14 protein-coding genes and 1 pseudogene are annotated in these 15,094 nt (G+C 58.9%); 9 read left to right on the top strand and 6 right to left on the bottom strand.

Annotation, left to right across the window (positions count from 1 at the left end):
* Window positions 1–38 precede the first annotated feature (38 nt).
* Together fos and GIV35_RS17750 are read right to left on the bottom strand one after the other, a co-directional pair.
* Window positions 39–455, bottom strand: coding sequence for a fosfomycin resistance glutathione transferase (gene fos / locus GIV35_RS17755; RefSeq protein ID WP_200648716.1), 417 nt, complete (start codon window positions 453–455; stop codon window positions 39–41).
* Window positions 456–1,388, bottom strand: coding sequence for a LysR family transcriptional regulator (locus tag GIV35_RS17750; RefSeq protein WP_419789565.1), 933 nt, complete (start codon window positions 1,386–1,388; stop codon window positions 456–458).
* A 77-nt stretch (window positions 1,389–1,465) separates the two neighbouring features.
* On the opposite strand from GIV35_RS17750, the gene GIV35_RS17745 reads away from it, so the two are divergent.
* Window positions 1,466–1,942 (top strand): DMT family transporter, encoded by a 477-nt coding sequence (locus GIV35_RS17745; RefSeq protein ID WP_236264600.1) that lies wholly within the window; start codon window positions 1,466–1,468, stop codon window positions 1,940–1,942.
* On the opposite strand, the gene GIV35_RS17740 is transcribed toward GIV35_RS17745, so the two are convergent.
* Window positions 1,914–2,588 carry an NAD(P)H-binding protein gene (locus GIV35_RS17740; protein ID WP_236264601.1) on the bottom strand — a complete coding sequence of 225 codons (675 nt, stop codon included), beginning with the start codon at window positions 2,586–2,588 and terminating at the stop codon, window positions 1,914–1,916. The genes GIV35_RS17745 and GIV35_RS17740 overlap by 29 nt on opposite strands.
* Before the next feature lie 324 nt (window positions 2,589–2,912).
* Here GIV35_RS17740 and GIV35_RS17735 point away from each other — a divergent pair.
* Window positions 2,913–4,167 (top strand): annotated as a pseudogene (locus tag GIV35_RS17735) (aminotransferase class I/II-fold pyridoxal phosphate-dependent enzyme).
* Between the two features lie 105 nt (window positions 4,168–4,272).
* Window positions 4,273–5,457 carry an MFS transporter gene (locus GIV35_RS17730; protein ID WP_236264602.1) on the top strand — a complete coding sequence of 395 codons (1,185 nt, stop codon included), beginning with the start codon at window positions 4,273–4,275 and terminating at the stop codon, window positions 5,455–5,457.
* Here the strand turns inward: GIV35_RS17730 and yiaY are convergent.
* Window positions 5,424–6,572, bottom strand: coding sequence for an L-threonine dehydrogenase (yiaY, locus tag GIV35_RS17725; RefSeq protein WP_014717338.1), 1,149 nt, complete (start codon window positions 6,570–6,572; stop codon window positions 5,424–5,426). The genes GIV35_RS17730 and yiaY overlap by 34 nt on opposite strands.
* 123 nt (window positions 6,573–6,695) lie before the next feature.
* On the opposite strand from yiaY, the gene GIV35_RS17720 reads away from it, so the two are divergent.
* Window positions 6,696–7,712: a DUF4917 family protein gene (locus GIV35_RS17720; protein ID WP_236265695.1), complete on the top strand. Its 1,017-nt coding sequence runs from the start codon at window positions 6,696–6,698 to the stop codon at window positions 7,710–7,712.
* 123 nt (window positions 7,713–7,835) lie between these two features.
* Here the strand turns inward: GIV35_RS17720 and GIV35_RS17715 are convergent, their stop codons facing one another.
* Entirely contained in the window at window positions 7,836–8,363 is a 528-nt protein-coding gene (locus tag GIV35_RS17715; protein WP_032893083.1) for a helix-turn-helix domain-containing protein, read from the bottom strand.
* A 160-nt stretch (window positions 8,364–8,523) separates the two neighbouring features.
* On the opposite strand from GIV35_RS17715, the gene GIV35_RS17710 reads away from it, so the two are divergent.
* Window positions 8,524–9,306 (top strand): aldolase, encoded by a 783-nt coding sequence (locus GIV35_RS17710; protein ID WP_073521601.1) that lies wholly within the window; start codon window positions 8,524–8,526, stop codon window positions 9,304–9,306.
* A gap of 30 nt (window positions 9,307–9,336) precedes the next feature.
* Window positions 9,337–10,215, top strand: coding sequence for a dihydrodipicolinate synthase family protein (locus tag GIV35_RS17705; protein WP_198715043.1), 879 nt, complete (start codon window positions 9,337–9,339; stop codon window positions 10,213–10,215).
* 50 nt (window positions 10,216–10,265) lie between these two features.
* On the opposite strand, the gene GIV35_RS17700 is transcribed toward GIV35_RS17705, so the two are convergent.
* Window positions 10,266–10,598, bottom strand: coding sequence for a YegP family protein (locus GIV35_RS17700; RefSeq protein ID WP_105226088.1), 333 nt, complete (start codon window positions 10,596–10,598; stop codon window positions 10,266–10,268).
* A 168-nt stretch (window positions 10,599–10,766) separates the two neighbouring features.
* On the opposite strand from GIV35_RS17700, the gene GIV35_RS17695 reads away from it, so the two are divergent.
* The 3 genes from GIV35_RS17695 (at window position 10,767) to GIV35_RS17685 (ending at window position 14,951) form a co-directional block, all read left to right on the top strand.
* Window positions 10,767–11,306 carry an RNA polymerase sigma factor gene (locus GIV35_RS17695; RefSeq protein WP_034126541.1) on the top strand — a complete coding sequence of 180 codons (540 nt, stop codon included), beginning with the start codon at window positions 10,767–10,769 and terminating at the stop codon, window positions 11,304–11,306.
* Window positions 11,303–12,271, top strand: a complete 969-nt coding sequence (locus GIV35_RS17690; protein ID WP_213153376.1) for a FecR family protein — start codon at window positions 11,303–11,305, stop codon at window positions 12,269–12,271. Before GIV35_RS17695 ends, GIV35_RS17690 begins: the two co-directional genes overlap by 4 nt.
* A 127-nt stretch (window positions 12,272–12,398) precedes the next feature.
* The gene (locus GIV35_RS17685) at window positions 12,399–14,951 is read left to right on the top strand and encodes a TonB-dependent receptor (protein ID WP_272911854.1); all 2,553 of its coding nucleotides are present in this window, start codon (window positions 12,399–12,401) and stop codon (window positions 14,949–14,951) included.
* Window positions 14,952–15,094: the final 143 nt, after the last annotated feature.

Genomic DNA, 15,094 nt, shown 5'->3' with positions numbered 1-15,094 from the left:
CTCCGACAGACGCTTGAAGGTGAACGATTCTGCATGTTTCAGCGCGGTGGGTAAAACTTCATTCCAGCATAGGGCCGGGCGCGACAGGCTTGCAGCCGCGAGGCCAGATCGCCGACATGGAGCTCCAGCTTATGGCCGTCGGGATCGAGAAAATAAAACGATGCGCCTTCGCTGCGGTTGTCTCGCCACTCCTGTATGCCGGCGGCGCGCAGGCATTCGACCAAAGGAGTGAAATCAGCAGCATCGACAGTAAGGGCATAGTGGGTGTAATCCACCGCCGGAGCAGTCGAGCGCAACGGGTCCAGCGACAGGCACAGCCAAAGCCCAGGCAGTGAGAGGTAGGCACCGTTGTCCCAGGTTGCGTCGAGCTGCAGGCGCAGCAGGTCTTGATAGAAACTGACGCTGCGCGGCACATCGGTGACGGCCAGGGTCAGGTGGTTGAAACCGCTGAGCATCTAGGTGTTCTCGCGTTGTCGTGGGTCTGCGGACAATACACCCACCACCCTGCCAATCAACCACTGTAACCCCACATCCCCACCCCGCCGCGTATGCCAGGCCAGCTCAAAGGCAAACGACGGAATATGAAACGGCGGTGGCACGGCCAGCAATTGCCGAGCGTCAATATTCATCAAACCCCGGGACGACACCGTCAGAATCAGGTCCGTACCCTGGATCAACTGCGGCGCCACACCCCAGTGCGGCAGGCTTATAGCTACATGGCGGCGTTCACGAATGGCCGTCAGCGCCCGTTCTATTTCTGGCGTGCCGCTGCCGCGCATCTCCAGCAGCACATGGGGGCGTGACAGGTATGTCGGCAGGTCCAGCACTCCGTTGGGCGCAAGGCTGGTGGGGTCGACCAGGCAGGTGTAATGCTCTTCGAACAGCGGCGTAGTCCGCAGTTCGGCGGGCATGTCGGGGAATACGCCCGCAGCCAGATCGAGATCGCCATTGAGCACACCCTCAACCATGCCTTCGCGGCTGGCCTGGATGATCTGCAAGTCGATACCGGACGCTTCATGGCGTAGGAGGCGAACCAGGCCGGGCAGGAATATCGCCGCGCTGTAGTCCGACATCGCCACGCGAAAGCGGCGCTTGGCCGAGGCGGGATCAAAACGATTCGGCGCCAGTAAGGCCTGCACCTGGGCCAGAGCTTCGGTCAGTGGCCCCGCCAATTCCAGGGCGCGGGCGGTTGGCACCAGTGTGCCGCCCTGACGCATCAGCAGCGGGTCGCCCAGCATATCGCGCAGCCGCGCCAACGCATGGCTGACCGCCGGCTGGCTCAGGTGCAGGCGCTCGGCGGCGCGGGTGACGTGTTGCTCGCTGAGCAAAGCGTCGAGGATCACCAGCAGGTTCAGGTCGATGCGGCGCAGATCATTCATCAGCTGCATGCCCAGCATAAGACTTTGGAATTTAAATTTGCGCGACGAATACCCTAGAGTCCAGCAAAAACTTTGGGAGCGTCCAGATGACTGTGTTGCATTGGGTAGGTTTGTTAGCGCTGGCGGTGTTCGCCGGCGCGGTGGTGCCGTTTCAGAGTGCGATCAACGCCAACCTCGGGCGCGGGCTCGGCCATCCGTTGTGGGCCACCCTGGCATCGTTGCTGGTGAGCATCATCGTGCTGCTGCCGGTGATTGTGGCGCTGCGTTTACCCCTGCCGAGCCTGGCCTTTATCAGCAAGGCACCGTTGTGGATGTGGGCCGGTGGTGCCTTTGGCGTGTGTTTTATTTCATTGGCGTTGATGCTGCTGCCCAAGCTCGGCGCATCGGGCTTCATTGCGCTGGCCATGGCCGGGCAGGTTCTCGCGTCATTGCTGCTGGACCATTTCGGCCTGTTCGGCCTGGTGGAACGTCAGTTGACAACCTCCCGGGCGTTAGGCGCGTTACTGCTGATCAGCGGCGTTGCGCTGATTCAGTTCAGCGGCGCTCAGCCGCCAGGCGATTGATCTGGGCCTGCTCCACCACGGGCTGCGGCGCGCCTTGGCTGACCGCCTGCAACATCGCACGGCCGACGGTCTCGGTGCTCACCACCCAATCCGGTTTTAGTCGCCGCACAAACGAAAGCACCGGCCCAAGCATGCTATAGAAAGATTGATACAACGGCGTCTTCGAACGCACACCGTGCAACGGCTGGATGATCCCGGGGCGGAACAGATACACCGCCTTGAACGGCAAGCGCAGCAAGGCATTTTCGGTCTTGCCCTTGACCCGCGCCCACATCGACTTGCCGGCTTCGGAACTGTCCGTGCCGGCGCCGGACACATAGATAAAGGTCATCTGCGGATTGAGCCGCGCCAGGGTGCTGGCCGCCACGAGGGTCAGGTCATAGGTGAGGTGGGTATAGCGCGCCTCCTTCATGCCCGCCGACGAAACACCCAGGCAGAAGAAACATGCATCAAAACCCTGCAACAGGTTTTCCAGGGGGTGGAAATCCAGCATGTCGTTGTGCAATACCTGATGCAGCTTGCCGTGTTCCTGGGTCAAGGGCGTGCGACCGACGGCCACCACTTCCTGCACATCGGCCGCCAGCAGGCACTCGCGCAGCACACCCTGGCCCACCATGCCGGTGGCGCCGAATAACAGAACTCTCATCAAATATTCCTTCATCCCACTGACTTGGCGAGTCGATAGACGAGCCTCTTGAAGGCTACCGGCACATCCACTCTGCACGTCGGCACCTTACTCACTTCACTGACGCACAGCCCCATTAAATCGCATGATATCCCCCTTCAGGTCCATTGACACACCAGGACATTGTAGGCATCTATTCGAATGACATTACTGCGCCACCCTAAAAAGTAGGAATGTGCCTACGCGAAATACTCCATCCGGACTATCGTGCATGGGAATCGTCTGACTTATCGAATCAAAATTTTCCCGATAGTGTTTCCAGCCCCCCCAAAGGACGCTAGAGAAATGGAAAATTCAATACACACACACAAATTCTCAAATTACAAAAAACTCATAGCACTGGCCGAACCGGACTGGCACTCGGCAAAGAGCGGGAGAATATGCGAACTCAATGTCACCGTCAAAAACAATAATTACCTGACAGATCAATATGGGCGTGACCTCCATCACTTCTGCACGACCTCATATCTTGGACTCGATCACCATCCAGCCATAATAGAAGGTGCGATGCAGGGAATAAGGGAGGCCAAAACCCTGCGAATCGCAAATTCAAAGAACCGTTGCAAACTGGAAATACTCGAACGATACGAGCTAGAACTATCGGACCACTTTAACTCCCTATGTTTAAGCACATTGTCTTGCAGTGCTGCTAGCTCTGGACTGCTCCCTCTGCTCGCGAGCGGAGCCTTTACTAGTAATTGCCCGCCTACGATGGTATTCGACAAGCACTCGCATTACTCGATGAATCACATCAAAGCGTCCTGCGCTGATGAGACTGAAGTAGTGACCGCCCCCCACAACGATCTCTCTTTCATTGAAGATTTATGCAAAACCCGCAAATGCGTCGCGTATATAGCTGACGGCATATACAGCATGGGCGGCGTCGCGGACGTTGACGGCTTACTTTACTTAAAAGCTCGTTACGGGCTATTTCTCTATATGGACGACTCGCATGCGCTGTCGGCATTCGGAGAAGGAGGACGTGGTTACATCCGGCCATTTATGCACACGCAAGACGATCAGACCTTAATAGTCGCGTCCTTAGGAAAGTCTTTCGGTGCTAGCGGCGGGTTGATCATGTTTGGCAGCGAACGACAAAAAAGTTTGATGTACCGCTACGGTGGCCCAAGCAACTGGTCGCAAAGTCTGAACTCAGCAGCTATTGGAGCTGGGCTGGCCTCGCTAAAAATACACCAGTCTGAAGAGCTATACGAGCTTCAAGAAAAGCTTCAATTCAACATCAAACTATTTGACCAGCTAATACATACAGAGCAGCACGGCACACAGACGGCCATACGCTTAATTAACTGTGGAGAAGCTGAAAAAGCGAATGAGCTCGCCATCCGACTTTCGGACGCTGGTTTTTTTTACATCTGCTGTATTTTTCCCGGTAGTGCCAAAAGGAAAAGCAGCCGTACGCATAACGCTTCGAGCAGATATGAGTCCTACAACGATAAAATCATTTTGCTCTCAGCTAACCCAACTAATCACACTCTCAAAGACCAGCCTCAGCTTGAACTCCCAGTCAGAAGCTACCTAATGGGGCCTTTCATTAATGGCCACGATTACTGAAACGGATTGAAAACTGTGTAAACGATACCGAGCTAGCAGTTTCTTCCTTACTTAGGATATAGGACGACTTGTATTGAAAAGCCATATCGCTCTCCCCCTCGCCTGTAGCGCGGCCTTTCTCGCTCAAGCCGGTATAAGCAGCTATCTGCCCGCAGTCCCAGCAATCGCGCAAGCTTTAGCCGTCGAAAAGCATGTCGCTCTGGCTCTAGCGGTGTACCTGGTGGGCATGGCATTGCCAATGCTGCTGTGGGGTAGCCTGGCTGAGCGATTTGGCAGAAAACCGGTGTTACTTACTGCCCTAGCGGTGTATGCCCTGGCGAGTGCGACGATTCCATCAGCGTTCAACATTGAGTCATTTCTAGCCTTACGCCTGCTTCAGGGCTTTGGGGCTGGCGGGATGTCCGTCATGGCGCGGGTATTGATGCGCGACAACTTCAGCGGTGCACTGTTGGCCAAGGGGCTGTCGTGGCTGGGAATGACCTTCGTGGTCGCCCTGGGTATCGGCCAATTCGTGGGTTCGTTATTGCAAATGGTGTTCGGCTGGAAGGCGATTTTCTATACGTTGGCAATCGGGGCTGTCGCATTGATAGGGGTGTTGCAGGGGGTGGTATTTGCGACGCAAGCAAAGGCTGGCTCCTCGGTCCGCGCTTGGCGTGTCTACAACGCGATTGCGCGACATCCCCCCTTTCTGCACGCCGCAATGGCCGGCGGTTTGGGCTATGGGGTGATCATTGCATTCAATACCTGCGCACCGTTGATTTTTCAGGGAAGTTTTCAGTGGAGCGCAATGGAATACGGCTGGCTGGGTTGGCCGATCAGTGGGGCTTACCTGGCAGGTGCGTTGATAGTCAATCGCTTCGTTACACGCACAGGTCGTTTGAGGATGATGCGTGCAGGCGTTGCATTGATACTGCTCGGTACGGCGACCATGTTGCTTGGCAGCGTGCTTGCCAGTGGGCTCGCAGTGCTGCTGTGGTTGCCCTATTGCCTGGCGGTGCTGGGGCAGTCGATCAGTTACCCTATCAGTTTGTCTCTCGCCAATGATGAGGCTCCCACCAGCGGCTCCTACGCCATGGCCCTCAGCGGTTTTGTGCATCAATGGATGGCAGCCATGATCGGCGGTGCGGCAAGCCTACTGGTGAGCCAGCAGGCGTGGCCGCTGGCGGTGCTGTGTGTGGCGTTGGCGGGCGGCACATGCGTATGCCTTGCCCGCTGCAGCTCGGATCAAAAAGCGCTACGAAAGATCTCCTCAATCTGACGCTGGTCCGCCCGCCGTGGGTTGGTCAGCCCGCAGGCATCCTTCAGCGCATTGCTGGCCAGCAATGGAATGTCCTGCAACTTAGCGCCAAGCTCACGCAAGCCCGCAGGGATTTCCACGTCCTGGGACAACCGACGAATCGCCGCGATGGCAGCCTGGGCGCCCTCCTCGGCGGTGATGCCCTTGATATCTGCGCCAAGGGCCCGGCCCACGTCGCTCAGGCGTTTGGCACAGACGCTGGCATTGAAGCTTTGTACATGGGGCAATAGCACCGCGTTGCACACGCCGTGGGGCAGGTCGTACAAGCCGCCCAATTGGTGGGCCATGGCATGCACGAACCCCAGGGACGCATTATTGAAGGCCATGCCGGCGAGGAATTGCGCGTAGGCCATGTTTTCCCGTGCGGCCTTGTCAGTGCCGTCGCGGACCGCCAGGCGCAGGTTGGCGCTGATCAATTCGATGGCCTTGATCGCGCAGGCGTCGGTGATCGGTGTTGCCGCGGTGGACACGTAGGCTTCGATGGCGTGGGTCAGCGCATCCATGCCCGTGGCGGCGGTGAGGCCCTTGGGCATGCCGACCATCAGGGCCGGGTCGTTGACCGACAGCAACGGCGTGACATTGCGGTCGACGATGGCCATTTTTACGTGGCGGCTTTCGTCGGTGATGATGCAAAAACGCGTCATCTCGCTGGCCGTGCCAGCGGTGGTATTGATGGCTACCAGCGGCAGTTGCGGCTTGCTCGATCGGTCCACGCCTTCATAGTCGCCGATACGCCCACCGTTGGTGGCGCACAGGGCAATGCCCTTGGCGCAGTCATGGGGCGAACCGCCGCCCAGGGACACGACGAAATCGCAGGCACTCTGTTGCAGTAACGCCAGGCCTTTTTCGACGTTTTCCACGCTGGGGTTGGGCTTGGCGCCGTCGTAGATCACCGAGTCGATATCCTGCATTGCCAGCTTCTCGGCGATCATGCCGGCCACACCGGCTTTGGCCAGGCCGACGTCGGTGACGATCAACGCCTTGTCAAAGCCGTAGTTGCGGATGGCGGTCATCGCTTCGTCGAGGCAATCGATGCCCATGATGTTGACGGCTGGGATGAAGAACGTGCTGCTCATGATCAATCCTCAAAGGCTTTATACCGACAGAATCAACCTGTACCGCGTGGCGCATCTTGATCAGGATCAATGCCGGCTCGTGATAAAGTCACCCCCCAGCCGATTTCGAGTAGACCCGCCGCAATGAAGGATTTCCAGGATATTGACGCCCACCTTGAAGACTGGAGTGCCCTGCGCGCTGCCGTCGACTTCAGCGGGATACTGATCGGTAACGGCGCCAGCCGTACGATCTGGGAAGACTTTGCCTACGACTCGCTGTTCGAAAACGCCCGTACCGTCGAAGAAAAACCCCTGAGCCCATCCGAGCTCAGCGTGTTCGACGCCTTGCAAACCCGCAGTTTCGAGCAAGCCCTGGGCGCCTTGAAAACCACCAGCCGGGTCAACAAGGCCCTGGCGGTCAGCTCGGCGGCGCCGCGTAACCGTTACTACGCGATCAAGGAAGCACTGATCAACACCATCCATGCCGTGCACATTCCCTGGCGCCTGGTGCAACCGTCGACGCTGGCGACGATCAACGCGGAGCTGGCCACCTACGCCACCGTCTTCACCAGTAACTACGATTTGCTCAACTACTGGGCGACCCTGCACGCACCGGGTATCGACGACCTGTTTCGCAGCGCCGACTCAAGCTTCGACCTGCGCAATACGCGCACCGACATCACCCGCATCCTGTACCTGCACGGCGGCCTGCACCTGGTGCGCAACCTTGACGGCACGGCGCGTAAATTGCCGTCCACCGACAGCACCCTGCTCAGCAGTTTTGCCATCAACAACACGATCAAGACCCTCGACGATGTGCCGCTGTTTGTCAGTGAAGGCAAGGTGCAGGAGAAACTCAAAAGTATCCGCAGTTCGGATTATCTGTCGTTCTGTTATGAACAGCTGTTGAGCCATGAAGGCGCGCTGTGCATCTTCGGCCATGACTTGGGGCCGCAGGATAAACACCTTGTAGATGCTATCGGCCAGGCCAGCATCAGCACCCTGGCGATCTCGGTGTCGGGGCGCAGTGATGGGTTTATTCGTCAGCAGAAGCGGCGGTATCTGGAGTTGTTCGAGGGCTCTGCCGTGGAACTGAGGTTCTTTACAGCGCGTACGCACCCACTGGGTAATCCGGCATTGTCCGTCCCTGTGGAACGCTGAGCAAAATGTGGGAGCTGGCTTGCCTGCGATAGCGGCCTGTCTGTTGGCCCATCTGGCACTGATACACCGCTATCGCAGGCAAGCCAGCTCCCACATTGACTGCATTTCAAGTCGGGATCTGCCTCATTCCTCAGCGCTGTGCACCACCACCAGCAACTGCGCCTGCACCTCTCCCACCGAGCGAATCCGGTGGGGTTTCTGCGCGTTGAAATGCAGCGCATCGCCGCGCTCCAGCAGCACGCGCTCGTTCATGAAATCCACTTCCACCTGGCCTTCATGCACGAATAAAAACTCCTCCCCCAGGTGCTCCTTGAAGGTCTTGTCGGTGAACTCCGCCGGCGGATAAATGATGAACGGCAACAGGCTGCGCTCGCTGACTTGATGGGCCAGCACCGCATAACCCGGCGAGGTGTCGGGCCGCTCATGGCTGCGCACCAGGCTGTAGCTGTCGAGGCTGACGTTGTCTTCGCTGAACAGTTCTTCGACCTTCACGTTCAACGCCTTGGCGAGTTTCAACGCCGCAGCGATGGATGGCGTATTAAGCCCGCGTTCGACTTTCGACAGGTAACTCTTGGTCATCCCGGATTTTTCGGCCAAGGCCTCCAGGGTCACGCCAAGTTTTTTTCTTAATATTTTCAAGCGGATAGACATTTGCTGCGGTTAATCCCTGCAGAAAGCGATGAGACAGGCTTGCCAATGACACAATGTGTCATATAGCATCTTTAGTGTCATTTGCATTCACCCAACGACCTTGCGAGCAGCGGGCGACCAGCAAATCCGACGTCCATTGAACCACCCAAAGGACACCGATATGGCCAAGACATTAGCACTCCCAAAAGACCAACTGGTCAAGCAAGCACTGAGCCAGATGCAAAACAGCCTGGCAGATAATACGTGGACCGACCGGCAAAAGCTGGCGCTGACCTGCCGAATCCTGTTCGAGTACGGCCACGACTCCGGCCTGGCCGGGCAGATCACCGCCCGTGGGCCGACGCCCGGCACCTACTACACCCAGCAACTGGGCCTGGGTTTTGATGAAATTACCGCCAGCAATCTGTTGCTGGTCAACGAAGACCTCGAAGTACTGGAAGGCCATGGCATTCCCAACCCCGCCAACCGTTTTCACACCTGGGTGTACCGCGGCCGCCCGGATGTAAACTGCATCATCCACACACACCCCACGCACATTGCCGCGCTGTCGATGCTGGAAGTGCCGTTGCAGGTGTCGCACATGGACCTTTGCCCGCTGTACGAAGACTGCGCGTTCCTAGAGGCCTGGCCCGGCGTGCCGGTGGGCAACGAAGAAGGGGAAATCATCACCACGGCCCTGGGCGACAAGCGCGCCATCCTGCTCTCGCACCACGGGCAGTTATCCACCGGGGCCAGCATCGAAGAAGCCTGCGTGATTGCGCAGTTGATCGAACGGGCTGCCAAGTTGCAGTTGCTGGCGATGTCTGCAGGTACCGTCAAACCGATCCTGCCGGAGCTGGGGCGCGAGGCCCATGACTGGATCTCCAAGCCCAAACGCCACGGCGCCGCGTTCAACTACTACGCTCGGCAAAACCTGCGCAAGCACGCCGATTGCCTGAACTGATTGCCCCCCTTTTCGACCGGAGTTTTCCCCATGTCCAACCCAACCATTCACGGCATCATCGGCTACACCATCACCCCCTTCAGCGCCGACGGCCAGCGCGTTGACCTCGACGCCCTCGGGCACTCCATCGACCGCTTGATCAACAGCGGCGTCCACGCCATTGCGCCTTTGGGCAGCACGGGCGAAGGCGCTTACCTGAGCGATGCCGAGTGGGATGAAGTCAGTGCCTACAGCATCAAGAAAGTCGCCAAGCGCGTGCCGACCATTGTCAGCGTGTCCGACCTGACCACCGCCAAGGCCGTGCGCCGCGCCCGCTACGCCGAAGAGCACGGTGCCGATGTGGTCATGGTGTTGCCGGCCTCGTACTGGAAACTCAGTGAAGCGGAAATTCTCGCTCACTACGCCGCGATCGGCGACAGCATCGGCGTGCCGATCATGCTTTACAACAACCCGGCCACCAGCGGCACCGACATGTCGGTGGAGCTGATCCTGCGTATCCTCAAGCAGGTCGAGAACGTGACCATGGTCAAGGAGAGCACTGGCGACATCCAGCGCATGCACCAGTTGAAACTGCAGAGTGACGTGCCGTTCTACAACGGTTGCAACCCGCTGGCGCTGGAAGCCTTCGCGGCAGGTGCCAAAGGCTGGTGCACCGCGGCGCCGAACCTGATCCCGCAACTGAACCTGAGCTTGTATCAGGCCGTACTGGCCGATGATTTGAACAAGGCGCGGGAGCTGTTCTACCGACAGTTGCCCTTGCTGCAATTCATCCTCAAAGGCGGGCTGCCGGCGACGATCAAGGCCGGGTTGCGCTTGACCGGGTTGGAGGTGGGTAATCCGCGCTTGCCGGTGTTCCCGTTGGGTGAGGCAGGGATCGGACAGCTCAAAGCGTTGCTGTCATCGGTGTAAAAAACGCCCCGGCTCTGGCGAGCCGGGGCGCAGGTCTTCTTGCACGACTGTCAGGTCTTGTCCTTGATAGTGACACTGGGACCATTGGTCTTGACGCTGGCAATGCCATTGTCTCGTGCGGCTGTAGAGGTGTACTGCTCGCTGCTGCCGATCACTTGATGATTGGCCGCCTTGAGGTTGAAGAACGGTTGGCCGTTGCTGGCCACTTTTTTCTCATAACGTTCATCATGTGGGCTGTTGGCCTGCACTGAAGCAATGCCGGTTTCAGCAGCACCACGGGTGGTGTACAGCTCGCTGGTCAATATGGTTTCTGCGTTCGCCGCCTTAAGCACGAAACGAAACTGCCCGTTACTGCTTTTACTCAACTCATACCATCCAGCCATGACTTTCTCCTTTGAGTGGGATATCGCTCCCAAACTTGTAGGATTAAAGGCCATGCCCCAATTTTTTCCAGCCAAACACGGGAGATCCATTTAGCTGGAGACAAATGACAATAGTTCTCGATATCATTCGCGACTTTTCCACGTCGTACTTCGTCAAGAAGGGTATCCATGTCTCGTCCCCAGCCCGATCCGTCGGCGGCCGATGCCTGTCGCGGGTTTTATGCAGACATTCTGTATTTCCTGCGTAAACGCACGGACAACGCCAGCGACGCGGCGGACATGGCCCAGGATGTGTTTACCCAATGGCTGGGCTACCGCGACCGTGCCAAGGTCGAGCAGCCACGGGCGTTTCTGTTCCAGATGGCGCGCAACCTGCTGCGCGATCACTGGCGCAAACAGAAGGTACGGCAAACCGTCCACCCTGATCACGCCGAAATGGATGCCGAGCCGGTCACCGACGAGCACAACGACCCCATGGCCGCCGCCCTTCGCCTGCAACGCCTGGAACAGTTGAAAGAAGTCCTTGCCGAACTCTCGCCGCGCCGACGAGAAGCCCTTATGCTGCACCGCTTCGAAGGCTTGAGCCAGGCGCAGATAGCAACGCGCATGGGCATCTCCACCAGCATGGTGGAAAAGCACATCGCCTTTGCCCTGCTGCACTGCAAGCGCCGCCTTCAACCCGCCCCCGGCACGGAGCAGCCAGAATGAACCGCCCGAGCGACACAGACGCGCTGGACAGCCAAGCGAGCGATTGCATCGACGCCCAAGCCGCCAGTTGGTTTGCACGCAACCGCAACGAAGCAAGCCGCGCCGACCGTAAAGCCTTTGCCGACTGGCAGGCGGTGCCCGCGCATGCGCGCGCCTATGCCGAATTCGAACAGCTGTGGGCCGATCTCGCCCAGTTGCAACAACTGAACAAACCGTTGGCACTGCCCAAGCGCAAGCCCAGCCTTTGGCGCCCTGCCCTGGCGATGGCCGCCGCCCTGCTCTGCGCCGTGCTGGCGACCTCTATCGGCGCACCGCGCGAGCTGTATCACAACCAGGTTGCCACCCATGCCAAGGGCATGCGCACGCTGAATCTGCCAGATGGCAGTACCTTGTATGTGAATGCCAACACCCATATCCGCGTGGACTTCAGCGCCCATCAACGGGTGCTGCACCTGGACAAAGGCCAGCTGTACATCGAAGTGGCCGCCGACAAGGAACGCCCTCTCTACGTGCAAGCCGGCGAGTCGAGCGTACGGGTGGTGGGCACGGCTTTCGATGTGCGCCGTGGGCAGCAGCAATTGGTGGTCAGCGTTGCCCATGGCCAGGTCGCTTTCGCGCCAAATGGCAATAGCCCCGTCACCCTGCTCGGCGCCCAGCAACGGGCCTCATACAACTACGCCAAAGGCACCGTGCAGCCGCAAAGCCTCAGCGCCGAAGAGGTCGCCGATTGGCGCAGCGGGCATTTGTCGTTTCGCAATCGAGAGCTGGCCAGCCTGATCGACGAACTGAGCCTCTACCGCCCACAGGCGCCGTTGCAGGTCAGCAAGGCCGTGGCGCAACTCAAGCTATCGGGCAACCTTGATGTGAGCGACCCGGACGCCCTGCTCAACGCCTTGCCCGTGCTGTTGCCAGTAAAAACCGTGCTCTCGGCGGATGGCATCATGAGAATCGAGCCGAGCAAATAAACGGCAAACACCACACATGAGAATATTTTGCATTCGCATGTGTGGTTTTTTTTGCCTGCCCCGTCTTCCTCCTGTCTGTGTTTGATACGCACACCTTTTTGGCTATTTAGCCGCTCCGGGGGATTTCATGTTTCGCGCGCCTTGCCACGCTTCGCACCTGTTTCTTCGACCGACACTCATGGCTACGTGCCTGGCCTTGAGCCTCAGCGCCGAAGCCGAGTCGTTCAAGCTGCACCTGCCGGCCCAGTCGCTGGCCACGTCCCTGAGCCAGGTGGCCCAGCAAGCGAAAATCCAGCTGCTGTTCGATGAAACCCTGCTCAAGAACGTGCAGGCCCCGGCGCTTGACGGTGACTACACCCCGGAAGTAGCCATCCGCTCCCTACTCATAAAAGGTGAGCTCCACCTGATCAAGGTCGGCAGTACCTATGTGGTGCGCCCAGACGAGGGCAAAACCACCACCGGTGGCGCGATCCAGTTGGACACCCTGAGCGTGATCGGCACCGGCAATGAGGTAAACGCCAGCACCGTCAACCGCTCCACCCTGACCCAGGCCGACATCGACCGTTACCAGTCCAATAACATTCCCAGCCTGTTGCAGACCTTGCCCGGTGTCAGCCAGGGCGGCTCGCTGAAGCCCGGCGGCCAGACCATCAACATCCGTGGTTTCGGCGATGCCGAAGACGTGCCGCTGACCGTTGACGGTGCCACCAAGACAGGCTTTGAGCGTTACCAGCAAGGCACGGTGTTTATCGAGCCCGAGCTGATCAAGCGCATCGAAGTGGAAAAAGGCCCCAACTCGCCGTTCACCGGTAATGGGGGCTTCGGCGGCACGGTCAACATGGTCACCAAGGACGCCCCGGACCTGCTCAAGGACGGCCGCAACAGCGGTGCGATGCTCAAATATGGCTACTCCAGCAACGACCATGAACAGGTCTACAGCAGTGCCGTCTATGGCCGTACCGACGACGGCCGTTTCGATGCGCTGGCCTACCTGACCCAACGCGACGGCGGCGATATGAAGGTGGCCGCCAAATTGCCCAACGACAACAATGAGTACCCGATCAACCCCCAGCGCCTGCCCAACAGCGCCCAGGATGTGGGCGGCAAGCTGTTCAAGGTCAACGCGCACTTTACCGATGAGCACAGTGTCGGGCTGTCGTACTCGCGCTCCCACAGCAACCGCTGGACCCCGTTTTCCGCCGCCAGCTACCCCACGCCGCCGACCCAGTTCAACATCGACCGCTACGGCTACGAAGGCGCCTTGAAGCGCTTCCTCGCCCATCGTGACACGGTCGACACCACCTGGTCGGGCAAGTATGAATACCAGCCGCTGGACAACCCGCTGGTGGACTTGACCATCAAGTATTCCCAGTCCAACACCGAACAGACCGATGAGCGTGACGCCACGGCGTTTTTCCAGTTGGCCACCGGCGGGCGCAAGATGGACACCGCCTACACCGACAAGCTCCTGGATATCCGTAACGTCAGCCTGTTTGAAACCGGCCCCTTGCAGCATGCCGTGACGGTCGGCGGGCAAATCCGCAAGCACACCCGCGAAACCGAGATGTGGATGCCCGGCGCCACCTACAACACGCCGCGCTACAACTACGGGCACTTCCAGCCGGGCTTCATGCCCCACGGCAAAGTCGATACCAACAGCTTCTTTATCCAGGACGCGGTGACGTTGGGCGACGTGACGATCACGCCGTCGCTGCGCTATGACCATGTGCGCAACCGCGGCGAAGGCAACGATGCGCCCTACTACAACAACCCGGCAGTGGGTCACGACTACAGCGACCACACCTACACCGGCTGGTCGCCACGCCTGGCGCTATTCTGGACCGTGACGCCGAATGTGGGGCTGTTCGCCAACTGGAGCCAGACCTGGCGCGCGCCGGTGATCGACGAACAATACGAAGTGCAGGGCGTGGGCAGTCGCACCGCCACCAGCGTCGACCTGGACCCGGAGCGCATCACCTCGATCACCCTGGGCAACATCACCAGCTTCGATAACCTGATCGCCCAGGACGATAACCTGCAACTGCGCACTACCCTGTTCCACAACAAAGTCGAAGACGAGATCTTCAAGGCCACCGGCGTGGGCTGCCAGAACCAGGCTGTCAATGGCGGCAGCATCGCTTCAGCTTGCCCGCCTGGGCCGATGTCCAACTACCGCAATATCGGCAGCCTGACCATCAAGGGCGTTGAGCTCGAATCGATCTACAACTCCACCTACCTGTTTGGCTCGGTGTCGTTCGCCTATGCCAAGGGCCAGCACCAAGGCGCCTACACCAATCCCTGGGGCCCGGACGTAGCCGCGCGGGATATTCCGCCGACCAAATGGGTGCTGGTACTGGGTACCCACATCCCGGCCTGGGATGCACAGGTGGGCTGGATGGGCCAATTCATCGGCGCCACCGACCGCCTGCCCAGCGACAAATACTCTGGCGGCCCGGGCTCCAGCATCGGCGACGTGTTCTACGACCAGTACGGCAACAAGCGCTACAACACCCAGGGCCTGTTCGCCAAATGGGCACCGCAGCAGGCATACCTCAAAGGCACCGAGGTGAACTTCACGGTGGACAACCTATTCAACAAAAACTTCCGCCCGGCCTTGAGCGGCGACCGGGCGTACACCAAGGGGCGTGATGCGAAGATCAGCGTGACGCGGTTCTTCTAAGCACACACACATTCCAAATGTGGGAGCTGGCTTGCCTGCGATAGCCATAAGTATCTACACAACGCTGTAACGGTCGACGGTAACCACGATGCGAAGCGAGTCGCTTTTGATCTTGATCTGCTTTTGATCTTAGGCGCCCCGTT

The sequence above is a fragment of the Pseudomonas sp. PA-1-6B genome (genome assembly GCF_021609545.1).
GTDB lineage: Bacteria > Pseudomonadota > Gammaproteobacteria > Pseudomonadales > Pseudomonadaceae > Aquipseudomonas > Aquipseudomonas fluorescens_BV.
Note: the sequence above shows the minus strand (reverse complement) of the source record. Positions and strands in the feature narration are given on the sequence as shown.